General features: G+C 41.2%; 12 protein-coding genes, 1 tRNA gene and 1 other RNA gene. 7 read left to right on the forward strand and 7 right to left on the reverse strand.

Going from position 1 to position 13661, the window contains the following annotated elements; all coding sequences use genetic code 11:
- Positions 1 to 148 precede the first annotated feature (148 nt).
- From JMW94_RS05025 to coaD, 6 genes are all read right to left on the reverse strand, one after another.
- A tRNA-Met gene (locus tag JMW94_RS05025) sits at positions 149 to 225 on the reverse strand.
- 117 nt (positions 226 to 342) lie between these two features.
- Positions 343 to 725, reverse strand: an RNA gene (gene rnpB / locus JMW94_RS05030) — RNase P RNA component class A.
- Between the two features lie 74 nt (positions 726 to 799).
- A complete protein-coding gene (bioD, locus tag JMW94_RS05035; RefSeq protein ID WP_413786184.1) occupies positions 800 to 1537 on the reverse strand; it encodes a dethiobiotin synthase in 738 nt (245 codons plus the stop codon).
- Positions 1537 to 2838: an adenosylmethionine--8-amino-7-oxononanoate transaminase gene (gene bioA / locus JMW94_RS05040; protein ID WP_201602281.1), complete on the reverse strand. Its 1302-nt coding sequence runs from the start codon at positions 2836 to 2838 to the stop codon at positions 1537 to 1539. The genes bioD and bioA overlap by 1 nt, the downstream gene beginning before the upstream one ends.
- 6 nt (positions 2839 to 2844) lie before the next feature.
- The gene (locus JMW94_RS05045; RefSeq protein WP_021814308.1) at positions 2845 to 3093 is read right to left on the reverse strand and encodes a YfhL family 4Fe-4S dicluster ferredoxin; all 249 of its coding nucleotides are present in this window, start codon (positions 3091 to 3093) and stop codon (positions 2845 to 2847) included.
- Positions 3094 to 3195: 102 nt separating this feature from the next.
- A complete protein-coding gene (gene coaD, locus JMW94_RS05050) occupies positions 3196 to 3714 on the reverse strand; it encodes a pantetheine-phosphate adenylyltransferase (RefSeq protein WP_060490411.1) in 519 nt (172 codons plus the stop codon).
- Between the two features lie 358 nt (positions 3715 to 4072).
- Here coaD and smpB point away from each other — a divergent pair, with 358 nt between their 5' ends.
- A complete protein-coding gene (gene smpB, locus JMW94_RS05055; RefSeq protein ID WP_011512728.1) occupies positions 4073 to 4549 on the forward strand; it encodes an SsrA-binding protein SmpB in 477 nt (158 codons plus the stop codon).
- Positions 4550 to 4652: 103 nt separating this feature from the next.
- Here smpB and rarD read toward each other — a convergent pair whose 3' ends face one another.
- Complete coding sequence (rarD, locus tag JMW94_RS05060) at positions 4653 to 5675, reverse strand: EamA family transporter RarD (protein ID WP_201602266.1); 1023 nt, start codon at positions 5673 to 5675, stop codon at positions 4653 to 4655.
- A gap of 290 nt (positions 5676 to 5965) precedes the next feature.
- Here rarD and JMW94_RS05065 point away from each other — a divergent pair, with 290 nt between their 5' ends.
- The 6 genes from JMW94_RS05065 to JMW94_RS05090 all read left to right on the forward strand — a co-directional run bounded on the left by JMW94_RS05065 (position 5966) and on the right by JMW94_RS05090 (position 13545).
- Complete coding sequence (locus tag JMW94_RS05065) at positions 5966 to 6433, forward strand: Lrp/AsnC family transcriptional regulator (RefSeq protein WP_201602267.1); 468 nt, start codon at positions 5966 to 5968, stop codon at positions 6431 to 6433.
- 142 nt (positions 6434 to 6575) lie between these two features.
- Positions 6576 to 7331, forward strand: a complete 756-nt coding sequence (locus JMW94_RS05070; protein ID WP_087813980.1) for a hypothetical protein — start codon at positions 6576 to 6578, stop codon at positions 7329 to 7331.
- A 230-nt stretch (positions 7332 to 7561) separates the two neighbouring features.
- The gene (locus tag JMW94_RS05075; RefSeq protein ID WP_201602268.1) at positions 7562 to 10024 is read left to right on the forward strand and encodes a YgiQ family radical SAM protein; all 2463 of its coding nucleotides are present in this window, start codon (positions 7562 to 7564) and stop codon (positions 10022 to 10024) included.
- Positions 10025 to 10360: 336 nt separating this feature from the next.
- Positions 10361 to 10774, forward strand: a complete 414-nt coding sequence (locus JMW94_RS05080; RefSeq protein WP_045443583.1) for a hypothetical protein — start codon at positions 10361 to 10363, stop codon at positions 10772 to 10774.
- A 239-nt stretch (positions 10775 to 11013) separates the two neighbouring features.
- On the forward strand, positions 11014 to 11571 hold the full coding sequence (locus tag JMW94_RS05085; RefSeq protein ID WP_227685421.1) for a hypothetical protein: 558 nt from the start codon (positions 11014 to 11016) through the stop codon (positions 11569 to 11571).
- 111 nt (positions 11572 to 11682) lie between these two features.
- Positions 11683 to 13545 carry an NB-ARC domain-containing protein gene (locus tag JMW94_RS05090; protein ID WP_201602269.1) on the forward strand — a complete coding sequence of 621 codons (1863 nt, stop codon included), beginning with the start codon at positions 11683 to 11685 and terminating at the stop codon, positions 13543 to 13545.
- Positions 13546 to 13661: the final 116 nt, after the last annotated feature.

Genomic DNA, 13661 nt, shown 5'->3' on the forward strand with positions numbered 1-13661 from the left:
TTTAGCAAGAAATCAGTAGGTAATTATAATGTTTTATGGTGCGACTTGAGCCATTCACCATATTCTTAAATAATTTATTTCAGGCAAAAAAAAACCAATCAAATAATGATTGGCATTTTTAATATTGCAGGTATTGCTAAAATAAAAATGGTGGCGATGAAGAGACTTGAACTCTTGACCTCACGATTATGAGTCATGCGCTCTAACCAGCTGAGCTACATCGCCATTTTAGGATGCACATTTTACCCAAGCTGTTGACTGTCGTCAACCCCTATAAGGGCTTTTTTGCAGAAAATATGAATTTTATCAAATTTTCTGCATTTTTATCACGAACAATAAAAAAGGTTTGGTAAACCGATAAGCCGGGTTCTGTCGTGGACAATCATTCCTCTAGGCGCACAATCGCTCGTACGCTCAAGCAACCTACCCGCATCGAACGCGGGCCGCGCCATGCCGATGCCTATTTGGTCTTGCTACGCGTGGAGTTTACCATGCCGTGAACTGTTGCCAGCCACGCGGTGCGCTCTTACCGCACCCTTTCACCCTTACCGATGACATGAATATCTTGCGATACTCATATAAGCCAAAGGCGGTCTACTCTCTGCTGCACTGGTCGTCAAGTTACCCTGCCCAGCCGTTAGCTGGCACGCTGCCCTATGTAGCCCGGACTTTCCTCCCCTGCATCTCTGTTGCCAGTGTGCAGCGGCGATTGTCTAGTCTACCAAGCGCGCTAGTATAACAAACTTATGGCAGAGTGCGAACGTCTTTTGGATTTATTTTTAGCATCAGCACAAATAGGTTAAATAAAGTCTATTGGTAAGCTTAAATGGTGATCTTTTAACAGGCTATCAGTGGCAAATATTGCATTTTTCAAATCGGGTAGCTGTAGCCAATGTGTATTTGGATAATTGCTTTTGAGATAGCTTTGCAAAAATTCTATTGTACTAGTGGATATCTCTTCATCTGTCTGATCAGCATCGTCATGGATATGATTATAAATGATGCTATGTACCGATAACCCACGTGCTTTTATTGCCTCTAAACTCAGTAATGTGTGGTTGATACTGCCCAAACGACCAGAAGTAACCAAAACAATCGGATAACCTTGAGCAGCAATATAATCTAAAATTAATAACTGCTCCGTTATTGGCACGAGCAACCCACCAGCACCTTCTAGTAATACCAAGTCATACTCAGCTTGCAATCGTTTGGTGGCACTAGTGATCAGTTCAGGATCTAGCACTTCCCCTGATAACCGAGTCGCTAAGTGCGGTGATGCAGGCTTCTCATAACGATATGGACAAGTGGTGAAATTAAGGTCGCAAGGTTGCAACGGAAGGTTCATCAGCTGACGATGGATAATAATATCATCAGCAATTCCTATCTCGCCACTATCTGGATTTATTGCGACACCAGTTTGCACCAGCTTTTGGGTAATAACATCAATACCTTGCTGCATAAGCGCTTTGGCAATCATACCCGTCGCATAAGTTTTGCCGATGTCGGTATCGATACCGGAGATAAAGAGAACGCTCATTATTGACCTTTTTGCGTTAAATAAATACTTACTACTTTTAATAATGCTTGGCAAAGGGTAGCAAGTTCGTCATCTGTAATCACATAAGGCGGCATGATATAAACCAATTTACCAAATGGTCTGACCCAAATACCGTTTTCAATCAGCAAGGTTTGAAAGGTCGGCATATCAATCGCTTCATTTAGCTCAATGACGGCAACTGCGCCCAGACAGCGTACTTCCCTAACACCGTCTAGCTTTGCTGCTACAGCAAGTTGTTGTTCCATTATTATTCGGATATTTGCTGTACGCGCTTCAATACCATAGGACAGTATTAAATCAATTGAGGCACAAGCGACGGCACAAGCTAGCGGATTGCCCATAAAGGTCGGACCGTGCATCAGTGCTGGATAATCACTTTGGCTAATGGTATCGGCAATGTTACGCGTACATAAAGTCGCCGCAAAAGTCATATAACCTCCTGTCAACGCCTTACCAATGGTCATGATATCAGGGCTGATATCAGCATGCTCACATGCAAATAACTTACCGCTACGACCAAAACCCGTAGCAATTTCATCCGCAATCAATAGCACATTGTGCTCATTACACAGCTGACGCAGTAGTTGCAGATATTCAGGACTATAAAAGCGCATCCCGCCTGCGCCTTGAATAATCGGCTCGATAATAAATCCAGCCAACTTATCGCTATTTTTATCAAAGAAATCCGTTAATTCATCATACTCAGACTGGCTAATATCACGTTCAAAGCCCAGTGGCGGAGCTGGCACAAAATGCTGCATCGGTAACTGTTTACCATAGAGACTGTGCATGCCATTGATAGGGTCGCAGACACTCATCGCATGCCACGTATCACCATAATAACCTGAATGGGTCGAGGCAAATTGGCACTTTTGCGGACGCTTAGCGGCAATTTGATACTGCAATGCCATCTTTAATGCCACTTCTACCGCGATACTGCCACTATCGGCATAAAATATGGCATCAAGTCCAGCAGGAACGATAGCAAGCAACTTTTTGCCCAAATCTATCGCTGGCTGATGGGTTAAACCCCCAAACATGACGTGTGCCATTTTACCCAATTGCTCAATAATTGCCGCGTTTAGCTTTGGATGATTATAGCCATGTGCACTCGCCCACCACGATGACATACCATCGATCAGACGCGTGCCATCTTGCGTGACGATATAAATACCATCAGCGTGATCAATCACAATATTGGGATATGTCGGTGGTAGACTGGCATACGGATGCCAGAGATGTTGCTGGTCAAAGTCGTTCGTTGAAGGGTTTGATATCATCATGTTCTATTGACCAGTAATACGTTTATATTTTGACAACAAATCGCTTTCAGTCTCGACATGATTGGGATCATGAGGAATACAATCGACAGGGCAAATGACCACGCATTGCGGCTCATCGAAGTGCCCGACACATTCGGTGCATAGATCAGGGTCAATCACATAAATATCATCGCCTTCTGAGATGGCTTCGTTTGGGCAGGCAGGCTCGCACACATCACAGTTGATGCATTCATCAGTAATTAATAACGCCATAGACTGCTCCTTATATTTTTCTTATAACACTTGTATCGTTGGCTTTGACGATTTCGATGCGTTTAAATGTTCGACACATCTTCATTGTCAGCAGGTATTTTGCTATTTAAGATTGAGTTTTTCAGCAAAAGCTTGTGAGACACATGGCGGGACAAATTTAGTCACATCACCACCGAGTTTGGCGATTTCTCGAATCATCGTCGAGGAGATGAATGAGTAATTCTGCGATGGCGTCAAAAACACCGCTTCAAAGTTTTCATCAAGCTCACGATTCATATTGGCCAGCTGAAATTCATATTCAAAATCTGACATCGCCCGCAGACCTCGTAAGACAGCAGTGGCATTTTTTTCACGCATAAAGTCAACGAGTAGACCTTCAAAACCCACCACCGATACTTGCGGCAAGTCAGCAAATACTGTCTCGACTAAGGCGACGCGCTCCTCAAAGTTAAATAAAGGCTTTTTGTGATGTCCTGAGGCAACCGCAATAACGACCTCATCAAATAGTTTGGTGGCGCGTGTGACCAAGTCCACATGACCATTGGTAATAGGATCAAAGGTACCAGGATATAAAATTCTGGTGTGCAGCTTTGAGGAGTTAGCAGAAGTAGAGTGGCTCATAGCGTGGCTAATAGGGTCAGTAATAATAGGCTATATGCTAGCAAATTTTGCTCAAACTTAATACTTATCGTCGATGCATTTGTAAATAGTTACCGCCTTAAACTCACTTAATGTACTCAGTCTTCTGTTTGCGCCCGATTGCTGTGTACCCACCTTAAATGACTGCGACTATATTGGCTACATTTGTCCTAATAGTCGACTTACATTTTTGTTAGAGGCTTTGCTACAATAGGCGGTTCGACTCATCCATTTTATAAACCAAATAAAAGACAATGCCATTTATTGAGTTAGGATGAGGAATCAGTAGGACTAGTCAGATAAGGACTTTGTATTTGTAGGCAGTCCTTATGGAGAAATTATGTCAAAAAAATCAAAAAAACCAGAAAATCAAATTTGTGCCAATAAAAAAGCTCGACACGAGTATTTTATTGAAGAAACGTTTGAGGCAGGTCTGTCGTTACAAGGTTGGGAAGTAAAAGCCATTCGTGCGGGCAAAATGACCATTACCGAAGCTTATATTATCTTTCGTAATAATGAGGCATTCTTATTTGGCGCGCATATCCAGCCGCTACTATCCAGCTCGACGCATGTCAGTCCTGATAGTATCCGTACCCGTAAACTGCTGCTCAATCGCCGCGAAATCGAAAAGTTAATGGGTGCAGTCAACCAAAAAGGCTATGCCTGCGTGCCATTATCCTGCTATTGGAAAAACTCGTTGGTAAAATGTCAAATTGGCTTGGCATTGGGTAAAAAACAACACGACAAACGTAAAACGCTTAAAGACCGTGATTGGGAACGTGATAAGCAGCGTGGTTTTAAGAAGGATTTAGATTAAAGTCATCTTTCAACAGATTGGTGTTAATCTTAAAAAATGGACGATTCAGCATAGTGTTGAATCGTCCATTTTTATTTGTTCAATCAAGGTTACTTATCAACCCTCAAACAACTGGCGCAATCTTTGTCGTTTGCGATTGTTTATGAGCACTGCGTAATTGACGTATACCGTGCATAATCAGACAGACAATACCGAGCCAAATCAAACCATAGCTATAAATCATCGCTGATTCAAACGGATTGCCCAGTACAGTTACGGCTAAGATAAATAATAATGCAGGCTCTAAATAGCTCATCATGCCATAGACATTCACTGGCAGCATTTGGCTAGCATCCACATTGGTTTTCATCGCAAGCACGCTCATGACACCAAGTCCCGCCAGCATCAGGATAAAAAAGCCAGAACCGCTCACTAAGCTTAAACTGCTCGGCGCGAATAAAAACAAATAAGCCACAGCAAATGGTGCGAATATCGTCAAATCAACCAAGAGTCCAGTCACCGCGCCAATCCCTTGCAGACGACGCAAAATATAATACAGCGGATACGTGCCGCAGACCCAAAGCGTTGCCCAAGAGACACTTTGTGTACGGATAATTTCACTGCCGACTCCTAATGCGGCAAAGCCAACAGCCAACCATTGCAAACGGCTTAATTTTTCACCAAATAGTACGCAACCAAACACTACCATCATCAGTGGAAATAAGAAATAACCCATCGCGGTTTGTACGCCCTGCCCATTGACCGGTGCCCACATAAATAACCAAAACTGGCTTAAGAATATCGGTGTCGGCAATAGCAACCACGCCCACTGCTTAACTGTGCCTAGCGCTTTGAGTTTATCAATGTGAAAACCTAAGCGCCCACTAATCAGTAAATATCCTATCAATGCTGCCCACATCGCTAGCATACGCCATATAAAAACTTGCGTACCTGACAATGGCGCCAAAAAGCTGCTGTAAGCATAAAGTACGCCAAATAATAAATTCGACAAGATGGCTAGTATGACGCCCAATATTAATGTGCGTTGCTGTGCGCTACCCGCCGTCCAAATCGCTGGCAATGGCAAGCGCGAGACAGTCGTTGCTAGCGTATTTACAAAGACAGTAGAAAGCATTGAAGTAGACATAAAAGCACCGTAAGTTTACATAGATATTAGAAAACCAGCTGTGAGCTTTTACTTGTTAGGGTTAAGCTTTGGTTGCTAGGTTTTAGTTGCTAAGTTTTGGTTGTTAAACCTTGATTAATAGCGTCTATTTTACTGAGTGTCGGTGATATATTATTGCTATAAAAATTTATTTATGAATAAATTTTTCTTTTATAGGCTTTGAAAATAAATATTTTCTTATATTTTGATTTATAGTGATAATAATTGTAAAAAATCCAGTGAATGAAACACTTTCTAAAAGAGAGTACACCATGAGCCAAGTTTTAGATGATATCGATAAAGCGATTTTAAATTTATTACAAGACGATGCGACCTTGCCATTAAAAACCGTAGCAGAACAAGTGTATGTATCTATTGCTACTGCCCAGCGCCGTATTCAAGCATTAATCAGCAATGGCGTCATTACCAAGCAAGTCGCTATCGTTGACCCAAACAAGGTGGGCTACGGACTTACTGCTGTGGTAATGATAGAGATGGCGCGCTCGAATACCTCGATGCAACATCGGTTTGAGCGCTTGATGAATGCGCAGCCACAGGTGATGAGCTGTTATGAGGTATCAGGTGATGCGGATTTTATGTTGATGGTCAATGCCAAAAATATGAGTGATTACCATCGATTCACGACTGGTTTGCTCACCTATGAGAATAATGTGCGCAACTTTAAAAGCCAATTTGTGATGAACTTTACTAAAAGTGGCACAAAGATTTTGCTCGATTAATTTGGTTATAAAAACTGCTTGGCTGTTTAATTAAAAGTAGATAAGTCGCGGTCAAACAAGGTACGATATCAACGAAAGTTTGGCAGTAAATAATAGATGCCGCACCAGTAGCCCATCGCCTAGTAGACAAGGAAGCCTTACCATGACTAAAAACACCCGTACCATTAGAAAAGAAGAAAGTAATAATCCAGTACTAAAAGCATTAAGCTTTAAAACAGTGATGGCCAGTGCATCGCTTGCGGCATTGCTCGCCAGCTCTGGCTGTGCAACCAGTTCATTATTAGACAGTGACAATCGAGTCAACACAACGACAACTAAAAGTGTGTTGTCAGAAGATCAAATTGTGGCTTTTGGTCGCCCTGCACAGGCATTGCCAAAAATGCCCAACGCGACCATGGTGATCGTCGGTGAAAAAAACAGCTATGTGCTGACCCAAGGTGGGACAGAGATGGTGAATTTACTGACCAATTTGACACCAAAAAATATCCAAGTCGATAATGAGATGAACTTTTATGTGCCCAATAACGATGGGTATTTTCAGGGTGAGATGAAGCTGTCTTATGCCAAACTAAAAGATGAATTTAAACGTTCTGACTATCAGTTCTTTTTGCAAAACAACGGCAAAGAATGTACCTCAGCCAGTGACCAGCGTATCAATGCTCAGCGCTTTTGCTTTAGCGTTCCTGTCAAAGGTGCTATCTATCCGCAAGTAAGTAACCTCAGCTTAATCCAATCCAATTATCGCCCTTTAACTAAGCCTTATACGGTGAGCTTTTATACCCAAAGTCAGCAAAATCAAGTGTCTCGTAGTGGCGCAAATACAGCTCAGAAGCTGGTTTTATTGCCTTTTGCCTTAGCTTTTGACGTTGTCACTTTCCCATTTCAGTTATTAGAGTAGCAAATCCTTACTATAAACGATGATTTGAAATAAAGATGCGCTTAGTTCCTAGAAGCCTTTTTATTCATAGATTACTTAAACTATCAATAACTTATCGTCAATCCTTTATCATCGTTTATGACATCATGAAGACAATTCATGTTAAAATGAGCGCTTTTAAATGAGCCGTTAATATTTTTAATGAATAACGGCTTTTTTTAGTGCCATTTTTCTAATTAACAGGTCCGCTCATGTCTGCCGATACCATCGCCCGCACCGCCTTTAAACAAGGCACCAAACCACTTTACGACTACGACAAACATTGGGCAAGCTGTTACGAACCTGCGCCTTATTTGCCAATGAGCCGCAAAGAGATGGACGATTTGGGCTGGGATGCCTGTGATGTCATCATTATTTCAGGCGATGCTTATGTCGATCATCCAAGCTTTGGTATGGCGATTATCGGTCGTCTACTAGAGTCACAAGGCTTTCGTGTGGGTATCATTGCTCAGCCCGATTGGAAGAGCAAAGATGCGTTTATGGAATTGGGCAAACCTGTCTATGCTTACGGCGTGACCGCAGGCAACATGGACAGCATGATCAACCGCTATACCGCCGATCGCAAGATTCGTAGCGATGATGCGTACTCGCCGGGCAACGTGGCAAATAAACGCCCTGACCGCGCCGCTATCGTCTATAGCCAGCGCTGCCGTGAAGCTTATCCTGATGTGCCAATTATCTTAGGCGGTATCGAAGGTAGCTTACGCCGTATCGCTCATTATGATTATTGGTCAGACAAAGTGCGCCGTAGTATCTTGCTGGATGCGCGTGCTGATGTCTTACTATATGGTAATGCTGAACGTGCGATCGTCGATGTGGTACATGGTCTGTCGAAAGGCTATAGCTTCGAGCAAATGAGTAAATTGCGCGGTACGGCTTATTTATTGACTCCGACTCGTCGTCATTGGCAAGAAGACATGACTGAGGTTGCGAGTAACGATGTCGATACTGTCGGTCGTGTCGATCCAATTATCAACCCTTATGTGATGACCGAAGACGTTGATAGCTGTTCAATTGAGCAGAACAAACCATCGGACTCGCCTGTTGGCCAAGCCATGCCTTCATCTATGTCATCGCAATATCAGGGTTTTGTCGCTGAGCCAGTTGCCAATAAAGTTATCAACGCTGAACAAGTCGATGAAGAGACGCAAGTGGTGCAAATGCGCGGTTTTGATAAGCCAATGACCGCACGTAAGCATAAGCTAAAAATGCCACCACGTGAAAAAACCGTCATTCGTCTGCCTGACTATGAGCATGTCAAATCGGACCCTGTGCTTTATGCTCATGCAAGTCGTATTCTGCATTTAGAGACCAATCCAGGTAACGCCCGTGCGCTCGTGCAACGTCATAGTAGCGGTGCTGGTAACTCGCATACCTCTATCGACGTTTGGCTCAATCCGCCACCAGTGCCACTCTCGACAGAAGAGATGGATTATGTGTTTGACTTGCCGTATGCACGCCTGCCGCACCCAAGCTATGGCGATGCGCGTATCCCTGCTTATGACATGATTAAATTTTCGGTCAATATCATGCGCGGCTGCTTTGGTGGTTGTACTTTTTGTTCTATCACTGAGCACGAAGGACGCATTATCCAAAACCGCTCGGAAGAATCTATCCTACGAGAAGTCGAAGCCATTCGTGATACCGCACCTAACTACACTGGCGTTATCTCTGACCTTGGCGGGCCAACAGCCAATATGTATCGTCTGAGCTGTAAAGACGAGACCATTGAAAAGAATTGCCGTAAGCCGTCTTGTGTCTATCCTGACGTCTGCGAAAACCTAATTACCGATCACAGTAATTTGACCAAACTATATCGCAAAGCCCGTGATATCAAAGGTGTGAAAAAGATTCTTATCGCCTCTGGCTTGCGCTATGACTTGGCGGTAAAAGATCCAGAATACGTCAAAGAATTGGTCAGCCATCATGTCGGTGGTTATCTAAAAATTGCGCCTGAACATTCTGAAGAAAACGTCTTATCGAAAATGATGAAGCCGGGCATGGGCAGCTATGATAAATTCAAAGCCATGTTTGAGCAGTACAGCCAAGAAGCTGGCAAAGAGCAATATCTGATTCCTTACTTTATCGCCGCGCATCCGGGCACGAAAGATGAGGATATGATGAACCTTGCGCTGTGGCTAAAAAGCCATGGCTACCGTGCTGACCAAGTACAGGCATTTTATCCAAGCCCAATGGCGACAGCGACCACCATGTATCACACGCATAAAGATCCGCTACATAAGATCAGCCGTGATGAAGGTGACATGGATATCGTCAAATCTGGTAAGCAGCGCAAATTACACAAAGCGTTCTTGCGCTATCATGATCCAAAAAACTGGGTACTGCTGCGTAAAGCGCTACAAGATATGGGTCGTGGCGATTTGATTGGTAAAAATCGTGGCTGCTTAATCCCGCCGTTCAACGCCAGTTTAGAAGGGCGCGATGCGGCACAAGATAGCTATCAATCAGCGCGTAAAAAGAACAGCCGCCTCGGTAATGACTCGGTGAAGCGTAATAATAATTCGTCAACCAATGGCGCATCCGCTAAAGGCGCTGCGGGTCAAATCACGGTCAGCAAAAATACCAAAAAGCGCGTGAGCAAAGGCAATTTCCAAACCCAGCATACGGGTCTGCCACCGCGTAAAACCAAGTAGCTAAAGCTCTGTATATCATTGCTAAATGCAGATGCTTAAATGAGTGACGAACACTTATTTAAGCTCATCAAAAAAGCGTCTATCGTTCAAAAGATCGATAGGCGCTTTTTTCCTTTGAAGCGGCTTATTTTTAATAAATCCATAATCAAAGCTTAAATACCGACCAAAACGCACCAAATGATGCGTTACATTAGTCAGTGATTAAGTAACTTAATGAACACGTAACAAACAATTTCTAACATTCTTCAAGCGCTGTTTTCGTTACCATATGCGCTATATGCTTAACGCATTATTAAAAATAAATACATTATGATTTTTATATCTTTGGAGAATGCCATGAACACCCTAACTAAATTTGCTGTTGCCCTACCTACCCTTGCCCTATTAAGTGCTTGTGCAACCACGGCTCCTACTACGCCAAATGCATCAAACACGCCTGCATCAGAAAGCGTCACCGATGCCGCTTATGATCGTATGGCACCAGCACCTTATACCTGTACTGACGACAGCACCATCATGGCTAAACAATCTATCAATAAAAAACAAGTGATGCTCAATGCGACCTTGCCTAAAGTAAAATGGGCTGAGCAACCAATCATCTTAAATGGTGATGTACAAGGTGATACTGCAAGCTACGTTAATGAGTCAAACCCAGAAGCTGTCTATGCATGGCACATGAAAGGCGACAAAGGTATTTTTGCCATCAAATGGGCAAACGGTAAAGAATATCAAGTAAACTGCCAAATCTAATTAGCTAGCTATAAACGGTCTGCCAGTTTTAAAAAACTAGCTACTTATAAAAAACAGTCATCATAAGATGGCTGTTTTTTTGCGTTTTGATTGAGCAATAATGGCGCTGAATACCTGTATAAAAACTGACATTAAAACCCTAGATTTAGGTAAAGCGTTGATTAGAATAAACGGTTTGTTGCTTTTGTCTAGAGAAGCATCAAGAAACCTGTCAAAATAGCACTGATAAGATATTGTTTATGATTAATAATACTAAGGATACGTCGATGGCTAAGCGCCTAATGAATATGATGATCATCGCTACTGCCAGCATGTGGGCACTGGCAGGCTGCAACAACAATGCTGAAACTGCCGCTCAAGCTTCTGAGCCAGCGGTGGCGACCGCAGACTCGTCAACGACAGCCACTAAGACTATCGACTGGGCTGTCATGGATAGCGGTGAAAAGCCCGCTGACCCTGCCAATTATCAATATCCGTTTGCGCTCGATAGCCAAAATGTGCGCGACTACGCAGAATATTTCAAGGTAGATAATGCGACGGCTCAGCATAATCTAACGGTAAGCATGGCAAGTAATGAGGCACTATCGAAAGCCTTGGATCAGCTGAGTGAAAGCTATGTCTCGCATGAGCTAACCGATGGCAATGAGATGAAACTCATCATTCATACTACGCCTGATATCGCTGCCAGTAGCTATGATTACGTGCTGTCTGATGACTTTGCGAAAGGGTTGGTGTTACCTATTGTGATTGTGCCAGATGGTAAGAAAGGTGATATGAAGGTGCATTCTAACAACTGATGAAGCAAATGTTTGAAGTTTAATAATCATATTGATATTAAATACTATTATAAACAAATGTTATATTAATGATAAGATGCGACATATTTACTAAACTTCATGGAAAGCAAAATGCAAGACGATATTGAACTAATTCTAGCGAAAGAAGAGTCGCCCATATTAGAATTTAAAAGGCAGTGGTATTGGGATGATAGTACGCCTAGTGAAGATATGGCTGTTAAATGGGGAGAGTTCCTAAAAGATATAATTTCACTTGCCAACGCTTATCATAGTTATGTGGGTCAAAGTAGATATCTAATATTTGGATTTTGTGAAAGCGAAAAAAAATCATACAACATAGATTTCTCTAAGATAAAACAACTTAGAAATATCGACAGTTTTAAGAAAGACTTAGTTCAAAGACTAGAAAGGTGTACACAGCCAGCATTTATAAATTTTAGTATAAATAAAGTAAAATACAATGATGTTGAACTATTAGTTTTTGGTATACCCTCCCCAATGTTTATAACTGAAACAAAAAAAGAATTACAGACTAAAACCAGATCATTGGATGAAGGAGTTGTTTTAGTCAGAAAAGGTCAAAAATCAGATGAAATAAGAACTGCTAATATTTCTGAAATAGAAGGATTGAAGTATGAGTTTGAAGAGTATAGAAAAGATTTTTTGAAAAACAGAAGAAATGAAGACGAAAGCGTAACAACGCCTGAAAGGTCTATAGAAAAAACTATTCAACTATACATAGATAAAAACTCAAGCTTCTCTTTAGCAGAAAATTTTCCAGTTAAAGTAAAAAAATGGAAAGACAATATTATATATGAAGTGTACAAATTAGTTGATAGGTTCTCAGACTCAAAAGAATTTATTTATCTACATGAAAAGGCAAATCAAGGGAAAACATTAGGAGAAATAAAGAAAAATAACCTAATATTAGATTTTAGTAGAACTATAATATTAATAGACAAACCTAATATTAAAGACGTGGATAGAAGAAAAGAAAATATAAGAAAGCTCTTTGGCACTAATCATGTTTTTTTTATCGACGAGTTTGGATATGAACATTTATACAAGGATTGTATCCTTCCATACGAAAAGTTCAACCTCCCTGTCTATGTTAATGGGCTATATGACAATGATAACAATAGTAACTTAGATCTATCCGCTATCGATAGACTTAAAGAGTGGTTTAATACTGAAAGCGAGCCTTTATTTGTTGTAAGTGGTCATGGTGGCATTGGGAAAACCACACTTGCGAAACAGTTTCTGGACTATGTTTATGACGAAGTTAATAGTTTAGGAATATTATTTATTGATTCTAAAAAGATAATCAGTGAGCTTTCAAGAAACTATAGTCAAGACAACAAAATCAGTGATATTTTCGATTTTTACAATGCATTAATGGAAGTTGAAATTTTGGAGTGTTCAAAGTTTAGTAAAGATCTTCTAAAGCTATCAATTGATAATGGAAGTCTAGTCATCGTATTAGATGGAATAGATGAGGTTATAGCTAAGCTTGGTGATAAATTTGATATAGAAAATTTTATAAACTCAATATTCGAAGAATATTCATCAGGTCTTCACAGAACCAAGATTTTAATTACATGTAGGGATCATTTTTGGAATGAAGTTGGTAAGAAAATATTACTTCCGGAAATAACTCTAAAAGCTTTTAATAGTGATCTAGCAACAGAGTTCTTTTCAAAAAAACTAGTTCAAGAAAAGAAAATAAACAAGGCTATGCTGTTAGCTAATAAGTTAGCGATTGAAACAAAAGAAGATGGATGTATTTCTGAACAGAAAACTTACATTCCCTTCCTTTTAGATATGATCAGTTATCTCATTGAGTCAGACAATGATGATATAGATATAAACAATAAAATAAATAGTCAGTATTTAGATAAAAAGAACCACTTAGATATATTAGTTGCCCAAATATGTACCAGAGAAATTATAAAACTAGATATAGTCAGTCTATAATAAAAGAGATACAGCCCATATCCTGAAACAGTTTTGGTAAATTATTCTCCATCCACCCTTGGCGTAGAAACTTAGCCTGTGCCCACTTTTTCTCGATAGGGTTTAGATCAGGGCTG

The sequence above is a fragment of the Psychrobacter immobilis genome (assembly GCF_904846185.1).
In the GTDB taxonomy this organism is placed as follows: domain Bacteria; phylum Pseudomonadota; class Gammaproteobacteria; order Pseudomonadales; family Moraxellaceae; genus Psychrobacter; species Psychrobacter immobilis_B.

Coding starts and splice junctions, on each gene's coding strand:
- bioD (WP_413786184.1), bottom strand. CDS start 1,537: ATGAGCGTTCTCTTTATCTCCGGTATCGATACCGACATCGGCAAAACT.
- bioA (WP_201602281.1), bottom strand. CDS start 2,838: ATGATATCAAACCCTTCAACGAACGACTTTGACCAGCAACATCTCTGG.
- JMW94_RS05045 (WP_021814308.1), bottom strand. CDS start 3,093: ATGGCGTTATTAATTACTGATGAATGCATCAACTGTGATGTGTGCGAG.
- coaD (WP_060490411.1), bottom strand. CDS start 3,714: ATGAGCCACTCTACTTCTGCTAACTCCTCAAAGCTGCACACCAGAATT.
- smpB (WP_011512728.1), top strand. CDS start 4,073: ATGTCAAAAAAATCAAAAAAACCAGAAAATCAAATTTGTGCCAATAAA.
- rarD (WP_201602266.1), bottom strand. CDS start 5,675: ATGTCTACTTCAATGCTTTCTACTGTCTTTGTAAATACGCTAGCAACG.
- JMW94_RS05065 (WP_201602267.1), top strand. CDS start 5,966: ATGAGCCAAGTTTTAGATGATATCGATAAAGCGATTTTAAATTTATTA.
- JMW94_RS05070 (WP_087813980.1), top strand. CDS start 6,576: ATGACTAAAAACACCCGTACCATTAGAAAAGAAGAAAGTAATAATCCA.
- JMW94_RS05075 (WP_201602268.1), top strand. CDS start 7,562: ATGTCTGCCGATACCATCGCCCGCACCGCCTTTAAACAAGGCACCAAA.
- JMW94_RS05080 (WP_045443583.1), top strand. CDS start 10,361: ATGAACACCCTAACTAAATTTGCTGTTGCCCTACCTACCCTTGCCCTA.
- JMW94_RS05085 (WP_227685421.1), top strand. CDS start 11,014: ATGATTAATAATACTAAGGATACGTCGATGGCTAAGCGCCTAATGAAT.
- JMW94_RS05090 (WP_201602269.1), top strand. CDS start 11,683: ATGCAAGACGATATTGAACTAATTCTAGCGAAAGAAGAGTCGCCCATA.